Genomic DNA, 15,786 nt, shown 5'->3' with positions numbered 1-15,786 from the left:
TCGAGTCTTTTTTGCATATCCTTTTATGTATTGAAAAGGAAAGGTGTGAATGGAATGTTGTCTAAAGAAAAAATTGCCCGCATCAATGAATTAACGAGAAAAGCGAAGGAGGGCAAATTAACAGAAGAAGAAGCGAAAGAGCGCACAATGTTAAGGAAAGAATATTTAGAGGCTTTCCGTGAGTCATTTAGAAAGACGATTGAAAATGTGCAAGTATATGATATCGAAGGTAACGATGTCACACCGGATAAAATAAAACAGCTTCGCCGCAATAAATTAAATTAACGAGTTATAAGTATATTGCTATCTAAAGTAAAAAATATGACATTCCTAAAAATTAGATTGTTTTCTCTGTAAATGTTGTCTAAACTGAATACGGAACAAATATTTAGCACGAGAAAGGATGTCAATCATATGACGACTACAGCGGATTTACTTGCAATTAACGCAATCCGAACTTTATCAATTGACGCCATTGAAAAAGCGAACTCTGGGCATCCAGGTCTTCCAATGGGTGCAGCTCCAATGGCATACACATTATGGACGAAACAAATGCGCCATAATCCAAAAAACCCAAAATGGTTTAACCGCGACCGCTTTATTCTTTCCGCAGGACACGGTTCCATGTTATTATACAGCCTTCTCCATTTAGGTGGATATGGCTTAGATATGGAAGAAATCAAAAATTTCCGCCAATGGGGTTCAAAAACGCCTGGGCATCCTGAATACGGTCACACAGTAGGGGTTGAAGCAACAACTGGCCCACTTGGACAAGGTATTGCAATGGCTGTTGGTATGGCGATGGCTGAACGTCACTTAGCAGCTACATACAATAAACCTGGTCATGAAATTGTAGATCATTATACTTTTGCTCTTTGCGGTGATGGAGATTTAATGGAAGGTGTTGCTGGCGAAGCTATTTCATTAGCAGGACATTTACAACTTGAAAAATTAATCGTACTTTACGATTCAAATGATATTTCATTAGACGGCGATCTTTCAAAAGCCTTCTCTGAAAACATTCAACAACGTTTTGAAGCTTGTGGATGGAACTATATTCGTGTAGAAGATGGCACAGATGTGGATGCAATTAATGACGCGATTGCACAAGCAAAGCAGTCAAAAGGGAAACCAACATTAATTGAAATAAAAACAGTAATTGGTTATGGTTCGCCAAATAAATCTGGAAAATCCGATGTTCACGGTGCACCACTTGGAGCTGACGAAGTTCAGTTAACGAAGGAATTCTATGGCTGGAAGCACGAGCCGTTTAAAATTCCGGAAGAAGTGTATGAAACATTCAAAGCAGCTGCTGAAGTAAACGGTGTACAGGCTGAGGCAGAATGGAACGAGAAATTTGAAAACTATAAAAAGGAATATCCAGAATTAGCAGAGCAATTTATTAAAGCTATGAATAATGTACTTCCGGAAGATTTTGATGAAGAGATTCCTGCATATGAGCCTGGAAAATCTATTGCGACTCGTTCATCTTCTGGCGATGTAATTAATGCATTAGCGAAAAAAGTGCCTTATTTCTTTGGAGGAAGTGCCGACCTTGCTGGTTCTAACAAAACAACAATTAAAGGTGGAGGCGATTTTTCAGCGCAAACACCTGAAGGTCGCAACGTTTGGTTTGGCGTGCGCGAGTTTGCGATGGGTGCTGCTTTAAACGGTATGGCGCTACATGGTGGTTTAAGAGTATTTGGTGGTACATTCTTCGTCTTCTCTGATTATATTCGACCAGCAGTTCGCTTATCTGCATTGATGGGACTACCAGTTACTTATGTGTTCACGCACGACTCAATCGCTGTAGGGGAAGATGGGCCAACACATGAGCCAATTGAACATTTAGCATCTTTCCGTGCTATGCCAAATGTTTCTGTTATTCGCCCTGCTGATGCAAATGAATCAAAAGAAGCATGGAAACTTGCAATTCAATCAACAAATCAACCAACAATTTTAGTGCTTTCACGCCAAAACTTACCTGTGCTTGAAAATACAGCAGCTCTAGCTAAAGAAGGTGTTGCAAAAGGTGCATATGTCGTATCACCAGCGATAAAAGATACACCAGATGCTATTCTAATTGCTACAGGTTCTGAAGTAGCATTAGCGGTGAAAGCCCAAGAGAAATTACGTGAAGATGGTATCGATGTATCGGTTGTATCGATGCCGTCTGTTGATCGATTTGAACAGCAGTCTGATGAATATAAAGAATCTGTCTTGCCAAAAGCGGTGACAAAACGATTGGCTATTGAAATGGGTTCTTCTTTAGGCTGGCATAAATATGTTGGCACAGAAGGAGATGTACTTGCGATTGATAAGTTTGGTGCAAGTGCCCCAGGTGAAGTGGTAATGGAAAAATACGGATTTACTGTCGACAATGTAGTGGCAAAAGTAAAAGCTTTATAATGCTGAAAGAAGGATATCTTCTATTTAGAAGGTATCCTCTTTTTTATGGAATAGAAGGGGTAAGAAGATTTTAGAGGTGGTTAAATGTTGAGATGGATCTTTTGGGCGAGGATAGTGACTGCAGGAGAAAAGGAGAGGGGTGTTTTCCTCTTTCTAGACACCCCATATCTTGTTATTTCACCAGCCCATTTTGGAATGCATATACCACTGCTTGGGTTCTGTCTTGAACTTCCAATTTCGATAAGATATTGCTCACGTGCGTTTTTACGGTTTTCAAAGCGATAAATAATTCATCTGCAATTTCTTGATTTGATTTACCTTGGGCTATAAGTAATAATACTTCCATTTCCCGATCAGTTAATTGTTCATGAAGGGGATGGCTATTTGTATTTCGCATCCGGTTAATCATCTTTGAAGTGACTTCAGGTTCCAACACGGATTCGCCGCTAACGGTTTTTCGAATCGCTTCTGCAATTTGTTTGGCATTGGAAGTTTTTAAAATGTAGCTGATTGCGCCAGCTTCTAGTGCAGGGTAAACTTTATCATCATCAAGAAAACTTGTCACCATCATAATTTTTGCTTCCGGCCATGCTTTTAAAATTTCTTTCGTCGCTTCAGCACCGTTCATAACTGGCATCACATTATCCATCAAGATAATATCAATGTCAGGCTTAAGCTGGAGAATTTTTTCCACTGCCTCTTGACCATTACTTGCTTCTCCGACAACGGTCATATCTGTTTGGGCTGATAGGTATGCAGAGACACCGATGCGAACCATCTCATGATCATCGGCAATGAATACTTTAATCATCTGATTCACCTCCCGAATTTTTCTGTTCCATCAAATGCTTTTCCCGTATTTCATCAAGTGAAATCTTTTCTTCCATCTCATCTTGTGCTTTCAATGGTACTTTTACTTCAACAATCGTTCCTTCGCCAGGCACCGAAACTATTTTATATTTTCCTCCAATTTCCACAGCACGCTCCGCGATGTTTCGTAAACCATAAGAAGTCGTATTGGATTCTTTATTCATATCAAATCCACGGCCATTGTCTTGAATTCTTAATATTGCCAGTTGATCTCTTTCAATCAGTAGCAGTTCCACTTCCGTTGCTTTTGCATGGCGCAACGTATTCGATAACGCTTCTTGAGCGATGCGGAATAAATGGTCTTCCTCAGCTTTTGAAAGCTGAATCTCTTCAATTTCATATTCAATTTCAACGTTGACTTTTTGCTTTAATTCGTTAATTAATTCTTTTAACCCTTGAGCAAGGGTATTGTTTTTTAATGCGATTGGTCGGAGATGTAATAACAATGCACGCATTTCTAATTGGGCTTGCTGCACCATTTTTTCAATTTGTATTAGCGTATGTTTTGCATTATCCGGTGGAGTCTCCGTTTCTGTTATGGAAGATAACAACATCGACGCAGCAAACAATTGTTGAGAAACGGAATCATGAAGTTCCCTTGCAAGTCTTTGTCTTTCTGCGATAATACGTTCCTGAATGATTTTGTCACTTGCTTCTGCTTTTTCATTGGATAAACGTTGCAGACTTTTTCGTTGCGTTTCGATTAATTCATTCGTTTCAATTAAAGCTTTTCGGAGTGGATAGGAAACGTTTCGTTTAACAGTTAGCTCAGGCTCAGCCAATTGCTTTACATAATGTAGTGTAGTGAATTCTTTTGATTTTTCTACAATCATCCACCATAAGCTTATGAAAAAGCTGATAATGAACGTACCAATTACAATAATTGCAAAAAGCGGCAGCTCGTTATAATAAGTTTCCCATATAGGACTCCAAGTTGTTTCATTTGGTACACCATATAATAAATAGAAAAGTCCAAAAAACATACCTAAAATAATCAGTGAAATCGTAAAGGTGCGGAATATCAGTGAAATCATTTCCGAATCACCTCCACATCCCCAAGCCAAGTAGCCACATGAATAACTAGTTTTCGTTTTGCTTCATTCGGGTCACCATCTTCAAAAACAAGCCGTTCATTCCACAGTCTTTTCGGTGAATAATGCAATAATTTTGCCTCACCAATTAGAGTAGAATATTGAATGCGGAAAGGAATTTCATAAGGTAAAATAATTTTTATTTTTCCTATCCCTTGGCGAATCGTTATTACAGAAGTACCTGCTGGTAAAATCGTTTCTGTTACATCAATCGTGTAATCGCCTAAAAAGTTTTGGATTTGGATATCTTGCCATTTATAATTTTCCATTGGAATGGATGAGGTGTGTATAAAATCATTTTTCTGAACTGTCCCTAATTCAAAGTCTTTTGCTAAAATGGTTACTTCTTTATGATGTTTTGTTAAATGTTTAAAGAGAATATAAATGATTACGCAGACGATAAAGAATCGCAAACTCCAAATGGTGATAATAGCTAAAAAGATAAAAAAAGCACCTAACCAAAAATACAGCTTTTTCTCTTTTACAAAACTTTTATAAAGAAGAAATGCACCAATAATTAGAAAGAAGGCACCACCGTTATTGAAAATGGTTAGCTCCGCAAAAACAATAAGCAACGTCATAATAAAAATGGTTGTTAACTGCTTCGTCGTCAAACTTTTCAACGTGGTTCCTCCTTCATGTTGCACGATAAATGTTTAATAATAATAAAGAAGGGAGAAAATTCCCTTCTTAATTTCTCATCTTTTTCATTATAGCATGTTCGATTATTCCTTTGATGAAAGTATCGATGTTTCATCGTTATTTTTGGTTGATTGTTGTTCTAATAGGGCTAAGCGAGTTTCGAGTTGAGTATATTCGTAGTTTTTCTCAATTTTATTTGATAGTTGATCTATATAAGTTGATAGCTCATGGAAGTTCATATCTTCAGAATTTAATACACGATTCATCTTTACATTCGCTCGCACGACATTTTCTTTCCCCATTAATTGCAATTGTCGAACTTTCATATCTTGAATCTTATGCTTCATCATTTCAAATTTTTGTTCTAATTGAATGACTTCCTCATTCGCTTGATTTAAGCTTTCTTGTAATGTCATTTGGCGGCTTTTGTAAGTTTCCACTTCTTGTGTCGCAAAGAGAATTAAATCTTCTTCACCGCTAGCTTTTGCTAACTCCAATTGATTTGTTCTTCTCTCCAGCATTTTGCCAGTTTCTTTTAAATTTTGTTCCAATTCTTCTTTTAATAATCTTTGTCTTTCTAATAGTTTCCCTGTTTGTTCTGTTTGTTTTTCAGCTTCGCGAATATATTGATTTAACATAGCAATTGGATTTTTCGCTTCTTTTTTGTCAAACAGTGCATGTAAATCTGCTTCTAATGTATAGCGGAAACGTTTTAATAAACTCATCATTTAAAATCTCTCCTTATTTTGTAATTTTTGACCATTCATTTTCAAAGTTTGTGAAAGGATCATCCTCTTCTTTGATAGGAAGTGTAATATCTTCATTTTTCCATTTTTTATATAGCGCATATAAGAGGACGATTGCTACAAGACCAACTAAAGCAGGGATATTGGATACAGCCATCAATAATCCAATTAAACCAATGAATATCCAAATCACCTTGCTAAAAACAGAATTACTTTTAACGTAATAGTGCATTCCTAGGAATACAAAAGCTAAGGCAAAAGTTAGCCCTAATAAAGGTCCTAATGTTCCAAGGATAATGAATACTAGAACCACTGCTGCAAGCAATAAGAGTAATTTTTTCATTTTCATTCTCCTTTCTCGTTTGTACCTTAATGTTACAATGCATCACTATTTCTCAAAATGACCTTGAATTGTATTTTCGACTAAGACTCAAGACCGAGATTTGGAATATAAAAATAGAAGAAAGATTTTATCGGAATTTGGCAAAAAAATATCGATAATTGGGACAAGGTTTGACAAAAAATTCAAAATCTTTCAATTATAATGAGGTTAGGAAGGAGGACAGGCAGATGAGAATATATTCAATATTCATCATAAAAAAACAATATCAATCATTCGTTTTTGGAAGGGAAAGAATGCTGTTAGAAATGGTTGCAAAAATAGATGATCAACAGGAGTCCTCTGCAAGAAAACAATTAAGTTATCTATGTGAACCAATTGAAGGGGATGTAGAGGGAAAAATTTATCAGCATCTTCAAAAATGTTTTCCTGAAATGCATTGGATGGATGATTACTTAGGGTTTGAACATAAATTAAAAGGCCGAATTAAAATTAAAGTGTTCGAATATTATATTGAAGCCATTTGTGAAGGATCGCGAATGCTTGATTTAGATTTGTTCCAAAGTTTAAGCCAAATGAATGATTCTTTTCTTGCATTTAATAAAGAGGAACATGAATGTGGTTGGTTAAAGCCGGTGAAATATGCGTCGTATTAGAATGAAATGAAAAACCCTGTTGGCAACATGGGACAACAGGGTTTCAATGGGGAGTTAGGGGATTTTTTTAATTAAAAGGGGATTTAACTATAAGTTTAGTAGGAAAAATTATTCTGCAACTGCCAACAATTTTTTATGAGTTTCTTTTAATTGATTAGCAATTTCTTCAATTTTATTTAATGTTTCAATGCGTTCTTGTTTTTGTTGCTCGATTGCTTGTTGAAGTGTTATTTCGATTTGTTTTTGCGCATTTGTAAATAAATCAAGAAGTGCGTTGTTTGGTTTCCAAGCTAAATTTTGTGCTTTGTCTGTAATTTCTTGAACGCTTTCCAACCATTTCGAAATGTCATCGAATTGACCTTCTTTACCTAATTCTTTGAAGCTATTTTCAAGTCTTTCTTGCCATTCTCTTGAAGCTTTTCTCCCTTCTTCTTCAATGGCATTAATGGCATTTACGGAAGATTCAATAAATTCCTTTTGTACGTTAAATGTTTGTAGAGCTCTTTTTTCAAAGTCTTCTTGGACTTTTTCAATCGTCTTTAAGCTATTTACCCAGCTGTCCCATACTAAATCTACACCTTTTGCAAGTTGCTCTTTTGCCATTACTTGATTTCCTCCTTTAATGTAAGCAGACTTTATATTTATAATGAATGCATTTTCATGCATTACATCCAAAAATTTAAGATTGTGGTTGCTCTTCTGGTGCATTGGAACTTTGTGCTTTTGTTTTGCGAGTACGAGTGGATTTAGGTTTTGTCGTGGATGCTGTGGATTTTGCTTTCGTTGAAGTGGTTTTCGTAGATGTTTTTTCTTTGGTTGGTACGTCTGTTGCTTGAGGAGTTGCTGCGAATTGTTCTTCTAATCGTTTCGATGTCGTATTTGGTGTGAAAAATGGATTATATAAATTGAAAAATTGATTTAATAAACGTTGATATTCACTTAAAGAATTAGCCCACATATCTAAATATTTTTCGCCAGCTTCTGTAATGGAATAAATGCGTTTTGCTGGTCCTCCAGAACTTGTATCCCAAACAGAAGTTACTAAATTCTCTTTTTCAAGCTGTCTTAATAGGCGATAAAAATTTCCGTGATCCAATGATTCAATGCCAAACTTTGTAATTTTCTCCATCAGTTCATAACCATGAGTGTTAAATTCACGTAAATGTAACAACATGATGGGGATTAAAAAGTTTTTCGGCGCTCCAATACTTGGACTTTTCGGTTTCTTTTTTTCATCTTTCGATACCAATATTTTTACACCGCCCTCTGATATTTACTTATATATGTAATTTACACATAGATGTATTTGTTGTCAACTGTTTTTGTTTGAAATTATATATTTTTTTGCAAAAAATTCATAAATTTGTAAATTCTTCATAAGAATGAAATTTCTGCATAAATAATATATTGAAATATGTTATGAAAAAAATAAAAAGATTTGTAGAGGAGATGATCTTCGTTGACCCAATCAACCTTTGATGTTTTTTCTTTATGGAAAGAAATCTATAACAAAACAGAAAGTGCATGGCATGATGCCATTCAAGAAACATTAGAGAAAAAATCTTTTGCTGAAAGTTTAGGACAAATTCAAAGTCAATATGTTCAATTTCAAGAACTTGTCAATAAAATGACGGAAAGCTATTTAAAACAAACAAATATACCATCACGTGATGAAATTGCCAATGTGGCTTCCCTCATTATTGATGTTGATTCAAAAATTGATCAATTGGAAGATGAAATAGATGAGAAAGAAGAGCGCTTAGTAAAAGAAATGGATGCTCTGAAAAAATCCGTTTCTTCATTAGAAAAGAAACTCGATAAGGTCATTGAATTATTAAATAAGTCGATTGAATCAATAGCAGACTCAAATGCTACTGTAGCGGCAACAGCAAACAAAACGGTTTCAAAATAATCTTTATATAAAAATATATTCAGAAAGGGAGACTGTTTTATGACAACTACAGTATTTGAAGTAGAACAAGTGAATTCATTAAAACCATTGGAAGGAAAAGTGGCAATTGTAACTGGTGCATCCCGTGGAATTGGTGCAGAGATTGCTAAGGTGTTAGCCAGAAATGGTGCAACGGTTATTGGCACATATAATAACAGCCCAAAACAAATTGAAGATGTTGCGAAAGTAATTGAAGAAGAAGGCGGCAAATTCCATGCCCTTCAAGCGGATGTATCCGTTTTTGATGATACTGAAAAACTAGCAGCAGAAGTAATAGAGAAGTTTGGAAAAATTGATATTTTAATAAACAATGCAGGAATTACAAAAGATCGAACATTTAAAAATATGTCAAAAGAAGACTGGGATGCCGTAATCAATGTAAACTTAAATGGTGTGTTCAATGCAACGAAATCAGTCATCCAACATATGTTAGAGCAAAATTATGGCCGCATTGTAACGATTAGCTCCATCGTAGGCCAAGCTGGTGCGTTTGGACAAACTAACTATTCAGCGACAAAAGCAGGGATTTTAGGTTTTACGAAATCTTTAGCATTAGAAACTGCTTCCAAAGGTATTACCGTGAATGCAGTGTGCCCTGGATACATCGGAACGGAAATGGTGGCTGCTATGCCGGAAAAAGTACTGAATAATATTGTAGAAAAAGTTCCAATGAAACGATTAGGACTGCCGAGCGAAGTTGCTCAAGCGGTGTTATATCTTGTTCAAGCAGACTATGTAACAGGTCAAGCGATTGCTGTAAACGGTGGTCTATATATGTAAATCGTTTAATTGGAACAATTGTTGGGAGGGATTTTGTGGTTACTGTTGATACAACACCATTAAAAGAATGGTTTGAAAGTTTGCCTAAAAACAAAGATTTCGAAAAATTGCAACGTTTCAATAAAGTATTATTTACCGATCCAGAACCTCAAGTGGGTCAAACGCCAAAAGAAATTATCTGGACAAAAAATAAAGCGAAATTATATCGTTATCAGCCAAATAAAGTAAAAACGAATAAAGTGCCAATTTTAATGATTTATGCACTCATTAATAAACCTTATATATTAGATTTGTACCCTGGGAATAGTTTTATAGAGTATTTAACAGACCGCGGCCATGATGTATATTTACTAGATTGGGGTACGGCTGGTTTCGAGGACCGCCATATGAAATTAGAAGATTATATTGTTGATTATATACCACGGGCTGTAAAAAAAGTGCTAAAACAATCTGGCGCAAAAGAAATCACGATGTTTGGGTATTGCATGGGCGGAACGATGACGGCGATTTTTACTGCTCTTTATCAAAAGAAATTGCCGATTCGCAATGTAGTCTTGTTAACAAGTCCAATTGATTTCGAAGATGCCGGACTTTATACAAATTGGTTAGATAAACGCTACTTCAAATTAGATAATATTGTAGAAACTTTCGGAAATGTACCGTTTGAATTCATTGATTTTGGTAATAAATTATTAAATCCACTTTCAAATACTGTAGGTGTTTACGTCAATGTTGCTTCTAATATTGAAAATGAAGAGAAAATTTTAAACTGGAAGCTAATGCAAAAATGGCTAAATGATGGTGTGCCATTTCCGGGTGAGGCATATCGCCAATGGATACGCGAATTTTACCAAGAAAACAAATTGATTAACGATGAATTAGAAGTTCGTGGTGAAAGAGTATTATTGTCAAACATTACAGCGAACTTATTAAATATTGTTGCCACTCGCGATAATATTGTGTTACCGCAACAAATTGAACCGTTGAATGATAAAGTCTCCAGCAAAAATAAAACATTGCATGTTGTTAATGCAGGACACGTTTCGGTTATTACTGGTAAACGCGCCGTAGCTGAAAACTATCCATTTATTGAACAATGGATTACTGAAAATTCGAAATAACGAATTTTGAATGATCACAGCATCCGAACAATATTTGAAACTCTAGTACAGAGAGTTTCAAATAAGTTCGGATTTTTTTGAGTTGGAAAAGGTATCATTTTAATAAAGTATGAAAATTAAAAATATTTTATTTTGGAAAAATATCTTTATATTATAGAGGAATTTGGTTAAAATACATAAGGTATGTAAAGTGTATGGGTTTAGAAAAATTCGGGAAAAACTAGAATCGCTGTTATGAATAGTGTATAATCCATCGTGGAGAGTAAAGTTTTTCTCGGGAAAAGTTGAGAGGGAGGTAAGTATTTTGGAAACTTGGCTAGCGATATTATTAATTATTGTTGCGTTAGTAGCTGGCGTTGCGTTAGGATTCTTCCTAGCTCGTCAATCAATGATGAAATATTTAAAAGAAAACCCACCAATTAATGAACAAATGATTCGTGTAATGATGGCACAAATGGGCCGTAAACCATCTGAAAAACAAGTTCGTCAAATGATGGCTCAATTAAATAAAATTCAAGAAAAACAAAAATAATCATACAAGGTTGTCCTGTATCGGAATTTTTCTGGAAAGGGATAACCTTTTTTATTGTGGATTGATGAGGTTTATGCATTGGTCATAGTGTATTTGCTATTGAGGAAATATATGCAAATATGACTGTAATTCCACGTGTGAGATTTTGCAGAGTTGATGAGACAAGTGCATTAGCTGATGGATTTTCTACATATGATGAGAAATATTCATAAAAAAGGTAATTAATGCACTAACCCCATTTATAATGGCGCTGGATTTTTAAACAAGCCCTCACTAAATGCTTTATCAATTGAGGGCTTGGTTTTATTTGTCCAAATGATAAACAAAAGAAATATAGAAAAAGAATTTAATGCTATTCAAAGCTCTCTAAAATCTCAATATATATTTCTCTAAGAACTCGCGAACCGTTTCTTCGTATTCTCTTGGGTTTTCATTAAATGATTGGGCATGAGCTCCCATCTCAAATAGTTTTAATGCTTTTGGGCCTTTCTTCAATTCATACATTTCTTCTGTCATTTTACAAGGAATGAATGTATCTGGAATGCTATGAATAAATAGCATAGGTTTCTTAATATTTTTTACTGCTTCTTTCGGTGTGAGATGTTTAAAGCGATAGCCATCTCGGAAACGAATAAAGAAATCTGCTAAATGAATAGGAATATCAGGATTGATGCGGGTTGAATTTTTGACGATGTGACGCAATAATTCTTCAAAATCAGAAAAAGCGCAGTCCGAAATATAAAAATCTACATGATTTCCCACCGTACCTGCATATAAAATCATGGTTGCAGCACCCATCGACTCACCATGAATCCCTAATTTTGCATCTTCTCCAATAACTGAACGAACCGTATTGACAACAGCATCTAAGTCGAACTTTTCATAATAGCCATAGCTTGTTGTCTTTCCACCGGACTCTCCATGTCTTCGATGATCGTAAACAAAAGAATTAAATCCTAACCTTTCAAACATTCGCGCATATTTAATTGAATTTATTTTATTTTCCGTGACACCGTGACAAATAATCACCGTATTTTTCGTAGGGCAAGGTTGTAAAAGTATACCTTTAATTGGATAGCCGTTAGGGGAATCGATTGTAAATTCATCTTTTTTCACGTGATTATACCAGTTTTCATCGAATCGATTCGCTTTCAATTCTCGATCTAATATAAAATCGTCATCTTTCTTTTGGATGTACATGAGACGATTTGTTAATGCAAAACCAAAAATTGTAGTCAGTACACTAGCTGTCATTGTAATGAAAGTTGAAAACCAAAGAATTTTACGTTTTTTCTTTTTCATCTAGGACACCTCCTTCGCATTTTTGATAATATGTATAAAGACAATAAATTTTGAAAAGTCGAAAATGAACGCAAATTAACAAAAAAATGTTGATTATGAAACAAAATATAACATATCATTTGGTAGAATAATATTGCACGGTTTTGAATTGCTTTCTACTAATAATACTTTTTAGTTTCTAGGATTCACACAAAATCGTGTATACAATGTAAACTGAAATTGGGGGAGATGTTCATGTTAAATGATGTAGTTATTGTAAGTGCGGTTAGAACAGCAATAGGTTCTTTCCAAGGTTCGTTAAAAGATGTACCTGCCACAACATTAGGCGCGATTGTCATTAAAGAAGCGTTACGTCGTGCAGGAATTCAACCGGATCAAGTGGATGAAGTCATAATGGGAAATGTTCTGCAAGCAGGACTAGGACAAAATCCAGCTCGCCAAGCAGCAATAGAAGCGGGACTTCCAAAAACAGTTCCGGCTATGACAATTAATAAAGTTTGTGGTTCCGGTTTAAAGACGGTACACCTTGCTTCACAAGCCGTTGCAGTAGGTGAAGCAGACATCGTTGTGGCTGGCGGGTTTGAAAATATGAGCCAAGCACCTTATCTATTAAAAAATGCTCGCTCAGGCTTTAAAATGGGCAATCAAAACCTAATTGATAGCATGATTCATGATGGATTATGGTGTGCATTTAACGATTATCATATGGGGGTAACAGCAGAAAATTTAGCTTCTCAATATCATATTACGCGACAAGAACAAGATGAGTTCGCGGCACGTTCCCAAGCTCGTGCAGCAAAAGCGATTGAGGAAGGGAAATTCAAAGATGAAATTGTGCCAGTAGAAATTCCTCAACGCAAAGGGGATCCAATTATTTTCGATGCAGATGAATTTGTACGCCCTGGCACAACGGTAGAAAAATTATCCGCATTACGTCCAGCTTTCAAAAAAGATGGAACAGTCACTGCTGGAAACGCTTCCGGAATTAACGATGGTGCTGCAGCAGTTGTGGTCATGTCTAAGAAAAAAGCGGAAGAGTTAGGAATTAAACCGCTCGCTTCGATTGTGGCAAACGCTGCAGTTGGGGTAGATCCTGCGATTATGGGTATTGGTCCAGCTGAAGCTGTTCGAAAAGCTTTAAAGAAAGCTGACTTAACGCTCGATCAAATCGATTTAATTGAAGCAAATGAAGCTTTCGCGGCTCAGTCTATTGCTGTTGATCGCGAACTTCACTTTGATTCTGATAAACTAAATGTAAATGGTGGAGCAATTGCCCTTGGACATCCAATCGGTGCAAGTGGAACACGTATTTTAGTGACGCTTCTTCATGAAATGCAAAAACGAGATGTGAAGTACGGGCTTGCCACACTTTGCATTGGTGGTGGACAAGGAGTCGCAACAATTATTCAACGATAAGCTGTTGTTTCCACCGCAAAAAAGTAAGCAGGTGAGAATATGGCTAAAAAGAATAAGAACACTAATCATCAAGCAACAAATGAAGGGATTACTCTTCAAGATCAACTAGATAGCGAGTTAATCGCAAAATTAAAAGAAGCAAAGAAAGAAAGAATTAGCCGCTGAGGAAAAAAGAAAAGAGGAAGAACGACAAGCACAGCTCGAATTTGAAAGAAAACAGCGGGAGAAAAATATGAGCTTTGCAGAATTGCTTGAAAAGTATGGAGATAAAGGCTCTAAGTACTAATAAAAAGGTGTCGCAAAATAATGCGACACTTTTTTCATTTAGTGTGCTTAAAGATTGATTCGTATCTCTGTCTCGGTAATGAGTTCTTCAATCATCATACCTCAATCTACGTATCACATACATAAAAGGGAATTTCCAGAAAAAACGCCCTGCGCTTATTTTTTCTTGCGAAGGGCGTAAGTAATAAACAAAATAATAAACCAAATCGGAGTAAGTAAAACCGCTATTCTTGTTTCTTCGGAAATCAACATCACGACTAATACAGCCACAAAAAATATCAACACAATATAATTTACAAATGGTGCAAGAGGAGCTTTAAAAATGGATGTTTTATGTAAATCCGGTCTTTTTCTTAAATAAATTATATGAGTAATTAAAATAATGCTCCAAACCCAAATAAAACAGATAGCACTAATTGTGGTGACAATACTAAAAGCTGTATCTGGAATAACATAACTTAATAGAGCCCCTATTGAAACAACGATGGAAGAAATGAAAAGTGCATTTCCAGGGACAAAGTTTTTATTTAATGTTGATAGGAATTTTGGCCCTAGATGGTTCTTACTTAAATTGTACATCATCCGGCTTGTTGAAAATAAACCGCTATTTCCGGCAGAAGCGGCTGATGTTAACACAACGAAATTGATAATGCCGCTAGCCAGTGGAATTCCTGCCAAAGTAAAGACTTGTACAAACGGGCTATTGGTAGCACTTAATTCAGTCCAAGGATTAATGCATAAAATGACAAAAATTGCTCCTACATAAAACAGCAATATACGAATGGGAATTTTATTGATAGCAGAGGGTATATTTTTTTCGGGATTCGAAGTCTCCGCTGCTGCTACCCCCACAAGTTCAACTCCTACAAAAGAGAATACGACCATCTGGAATGCAAAAAGGAATCCAATCATACCATTTGGAAAAATTCCACCATGACTCCAAATATTGCTTACTGACACATGACCAGTATCCGTTTCAAATCCAATAATGATTAAGAAAATACCGATTACAATTAAAGCAATAATCGTAATTACTTTAATAATTGCAAACCAAAATTCCAACTCTCCAAATAGTTTTACAGTTAATAGATTCAATAAGAGCAATAAAATAATCGCAATCAATGTTGGAATCCATTGAGGGATATCGAACCAATAACGAACATACACACCAACGGCAATTACATCAGCCATCGCTGTCATAATCCAGCAGAACCAATATGTCCATCCTGTTACATACCCTGCCCAAGAACCTATGTAATCTGTAGAGAAATCGGTAAAGGATTGATACCCAGCATTGGATAACAGCATCTCTCCTAGGGAACGCATCACAAAAAATAGGGCAGTCCCAACAATAAGATAAACTAATAAAATGGATGGACCTGCTTTAGAAATTGCAGCACCAGATCCTAAAAACAGTCCAGTACCGATTGTTCCCCCGATTGCAATTAGTTGTACATGCCTGTTTTTTAATTCTCTTTTTAATTCTTTCTGTTTCATCTTGTTGCCCCCAAGACTCGTTAACTAGGAAAGGAATGACAATTTGCACTTTCCTAATCTTAGTTATCACTTTTTTTAAACAAAATCATCATTTTTTTTGATGACAACTTCAAAATTCTATCAATAAACTATTTTTCTTTCAATATCT

The 15,786-nt window shown here is 35.7% G+C and carries 17 protein-coding genes and 1 pseudogene; 9 read left to right on the top strand and 9 right to left on the bottom strand.

Translation table 11 applies throughout. The features are described 5' to 3' along the window. The first annotated feature begins 54 nt into the window (after window positions 1-54). Together NSQ18_RS02020 and tkt are read left to right on the top strand one after the other, a co-directional pair. The gene (locus NSQ18_RS02020; RefSeq protein WP_016836873.1) at window positions 55-285 is read left to right on the top strand and encodes a DUF896 domain-containing protein; all 231 of its coding nucleotides are present in this window, start codon (window positions 55-57) and stop codon (window positions 283-285) included. Window positions 286-414: 129 nt separating this feature from the next. Further along, the gene (tkt, locus tag NSQ18_RS02015) at window positions 415-2,409 is read left to right on the top strand and encodes a transketolase (RefSeq protein WP_339288785.1); all 1,995 of its coding nucleotides are present in this window, start codon (window positions 415-417) and stop codon (window positions 2,407-2,409) included. Between the two features lie 172 nt (window positions 2,410-2,581). On the opposite strand, the gene NSQ18_RS02010 is transcribed toward tkt, so the two are convergent. The 5 genes from NSQ18_RS02010 to NSQ18_RS01990 all read right to left on the bottom strand — a co-directional run bounded on the left by NSQ18_RS02010 (window position 2,582) and on the right by NSQ18_RS01990 (window position 6,101). Continuing rightward, window positions 2,582-3,220 (bottom strand): response regulator transcription factor, encoded by a 639-nt coding sequence (locus tag NSQ18_RS02010; RefSeq protein WP_016836875.1) that lies wholly within the window; start codon window positions 3,218-3,220, stop codon window positions 2,582-2,584. Then, entirely contained in the window at window positions 3,213-4,313 is a 1,101-nt protein-coding gene (locus NSQ18_RS02005) for a sensor histidine kinase (RefSeq protein ID WP_339288783.1), read from the bottom strand. The genes NSQ18_RS02010 and NSQ18_RS02005 overlap by 8 nt, the downstream gene beginning before the upstream one ends. Next, window positions 4,310-4,993 carry a cell wall-active antibiotics response protein LiaF gene (gene liaF / locus NSQ18_RS02000; RefSeq protein WP_339288782.1) on the bottom strand — a complete coding sequence of 228 codons (684 nt, stop codon included), beginning with the start codon at window positions 4,991-4,993 and terminating at the stop codon, window positions 4,310-4,312. Before liaF ends, NSQ18_RS02005 begins: the two co-directional genes overlap by 4 nt. Window positions 4,994-5,095: 102 nt before the next feature. Further along, the gene (locus tag NSQ18_RS01995; protein WP_016836878.1) at window positions 5,096-5,740 is read right to left on the bottom strand and encodes a PspA/IM30 family protein; all 645 of its coding nucleotides are present in this window, start codon (window positions 5,738-5,740) and stop codon (window positions 5,096-5,098) included. Between the two features lie 13 nt (window positions 5,741-5,753). Continuing rightward, window positions 5,754-6,101 carry an ABC transporter permease gene (locus NSQ18_RS01990; RefSeq protein ID WP_096550748.1) on the bottom strand — a complete coding sequence of 116 codons (348 nt, stop codon included), beginning with the start codon at window positions 6,099-6,101 and terminating at the stop codon, window positions 5,754-5,756. A gap of 227 nt (window positions 6,102-6,328) precedes the next feature. Here NSQ18_RS01990 and sirA point away from each other — a divergent pair, with 227 nt between their 5' ends. Beyond that, window positions 6,329-6,754 carry a sporulation inhibitor of replication protein SirA gene (gene sirA / locus NSQ18_RS01985; RefSeq protein ID WP_016836880.1) on the top strand — a complete coding sequence of 142 codons (426 nt, stop codon included), beginning with the start codon at window positions 6,329-6,331 and terminating at the stop codon, window positions 6,752-6,754. Window positions 6,755-6,862: 108 nt separating this feature from the next. Here sirA and NSQ18_RS01980 read toward each other — a convergent pair whose 3' ends face one another. Together NSQ18_RS01980 and phaQ are read right to left on the bottom strand one after the other, a co-directional pair. Then, on the bottom strand, window positions 6,863-7,357 hold the full coding sequence (locus NSQ18_RS01980; RefSeq protein ID WP_016836881.1) for a hypothetical protein: 495 nt from the start codon (window positions 7,355-7,357) through the stop codon (window positions 6,863-6,865). 76 nt (window positions 7,358-7,433) lie between these two features. Further along, a complete protein-coding gene (gene phaQ / locus NSQ18_RS01975) occupies window positions 7,434-8,003 on the bottom strand; it encodes a poly-beta-hydroxybutyrate-responsive repressor (protein ID WP_339288779.1) in 570 nt (189 codons plus the stop codon). Window positions 8,004-8,213: 210 nt separating this feature from the next. Between phaQ and NSQ18_RS01970 the strand changes: the two genes are divergently transcribed. The 4 genes from NSQ18_RS01970 to NSQ18_RS01955 all read left to right on the top strand — a co-directional run bounded on the left by NSQ18_RS01970 (window position 8,214) and on the right by NSQ18_RS01955 (window position 11,138). Further along, complete coding sequence (locus NSQ18_RS01970) at window positions 8,214-8,666, top strand: hypothetical protein (protein ID WP_016836883.1); 453 nt, start codon at window positions 8,214-8,216, stop codon at window positions 8,664-8,666. Between the two features lie 39 nt (window positions 8,667-8,705). Beyond that, window positions 8,706-9,485 (top strand): 3-oxoacyl-[acyl-carrier-protein] reductase, encoded by a 780-nt coding sequence (gene fabG, locus NSQ18_RS01965; protein WP_016836884.1) that lies wholly within the window; start codon window positions 8,706-8,708, stop codon window positions 9,483-9,485. Between the two features lie 35 nt (window positions 9,486-9,520). Continuing rightward, a complete protein-coding gene (gene phaC, locus NSQ18_RS01960) occupies window positions 9,521-10,606 on the top strand; it encodes a class III poly(R)-hydroxyalkanoic acid synthase subunit PhaC (RefSeq protein ID WP_016836885.1) in 1,086 nt (361 codons plus the stop codon). 304 nt (window positions 10,607-10,910) lie between these two features. Next, window positions 10,911-11,138 carry a YneF family protein gene (locus NSQ18_RS01955; RefSeq protein ID WP_016836886.1) on the top strand — a complete coding sequence of 76 codons (228 nt, stop codon included), beginning with the start codon at window positions 10,911-10,913 and terminating at the stop codon, window positions 11,136-11,138. A 366-nt stretch (window positions 11,139-11,504) separates the two neighbouring features. On the opposite strand, the gene NSQ18_RS01950 is transcribed toward NSQ18_RS01955, so the two are convergent. After that, complete coding sequence (locus tag NSQ18_RS01950) at window positions 11,505-12,440, bottom strand: alpha/beta hydrolase (RefSeq protein WP_016836887.1); 936 nt, start codon at window positions 12,438-12,440, stop codon at window positions 11,505-11,507. Window positions 12,441-12,674: 234 nt separating this feature from the next. On the opposite strand from NSQ18_RS01950, the gene NSQ18_RS01945 reads away from it, so the two are divergent. Both NSQ18_RS01945 and NSQ18_RS01940 read left to right on the top strand, forming a co-directional pair. Next, on the top strand, window positions 12,675-13,856 hold the full coding sequence (locus tag NSQ18_RS01945; RefSeq protein WP_016836888.1) for an acetyl-CoA C-acetyltransferase: 1,182 nt from the start codon (window positions 12,675-12,677) through the stop codon (window positions 13,854-13,856). 39 nt (window positions 13,857-13,895) lie between these two features. Further along, window positions 13,896-14,142: pseudogene (locus NSQ18_RS01940) on the top strand (DUF3886 domain-containing protein). Between the two features lie 155 nt (window positions 14,143-14,297). Here the strand turns inward: NSQ18_RS01940 and NSQ18_RS01935 are convergent. Next, on the bottom strand, window positions 14,298-15,638 hold the full coding sequence (locus NSQ18_RS01935; RefSeq protein ID WP_339288775.1) for an amino acid permease: 1,341 nt from the start codon (window positions 15,636-15,638) through the stop codon (window positions 14,298-14,300). Window positions 15,639-15,786 lie beyond the last annotated feature (148 nt).

It is taken from the genome of Ureibacillus sp. FSL K6-0786 (genome assembly GCF_037965165.1).
Classification (GTDB): Bacteria; Bacillota; Bacilli; order Bacillales_A; family Planococcaceae; genus Ureibacillus; species Ureibacillus thermosphaericus.
This window is presented reverse-complemented; position numbering and strand designations above follow the sequence as displayed.

Coding starts and splice junctions, on each gene's coding strand:
- NSQ18_RS02020 (WP_016836873.1), top strand. CDS start 55: ATGTTGTCTAAAGAAAAAATTGCCCGCATCAATGAATTAACGAGAAAA.
- tkt (WP_339288785.1), top strand. CDS start 415: ATGACGACTACAGCGGATTTACTTGCAATTAACGCAATCCGAACTTTA.
- NSQ18_RS02010 (WP_016836875.1), bottom strand. CDS start 3,220: ATGATTAAAGTATTCATTGCCGATGATCATGAGATGGTTCGCATCGGT.
- NSQ18_RS02005 (WP_339288783.1), bottom strand. CDS start 4,313: ATGATTTCACTGATATTCCGCACCTTTACGATTTCACTGATTATTTTA.
- NSQ18_RS01995 (WP_016836878.1), bottom strand. CDS start 5,740: ATGATGAGTTTATTAAAACGTTTCCGCTATACATTAGAAGCAGATTTA.
- NSQ18_RS01990 (WP_096550748.1), bottom strand. CDS start 6,101: ATGAAAAAATTACTCTTATTGCTTGCAGCAGTGGTTCTAGTATTCATT.
- sirA (WP_016836880.1), top strand. CDS start 6,329: ATGAGAATATATTCAATATTCATCATAAAAAAACAATATCAATCATTC.
- NSQ18_RS01980 (WP_016836881.1), bottom strand. CDS start 7,357: ATGGCAAAAGAGCAACTTGCAAAAGGTGTAGATTTAGTATGGGACAGC.
- fabG (WP_016836884.1), top strand. CDS start 8,706: ATGACAACTACAGTATTTGAAGTAGAACAAGTGAATTCATTAAAACCA.
- NSQ18_RS01950 (WP_016836887.1), bottom strand. CDS start 12,440: ATGAAAAAGAAAAAACGTAAAATTCTTTGGTTTTCAACTTTCATTACA.
- NSQ18_RS01945 (WP_016836888.1), top strand. CDS start 12,675: ATGTTAAATGATGTAGTTATTGTAAGTGCGGTTAGAACAGCAATAGGT.
- NSQ18_RS01935 (WP_339288775.1), bottom strand. CDS start 15,638: ATGAAACAGAAAGAATTAAAAAGAGAATTAAAAAACAGGCATGTACAA.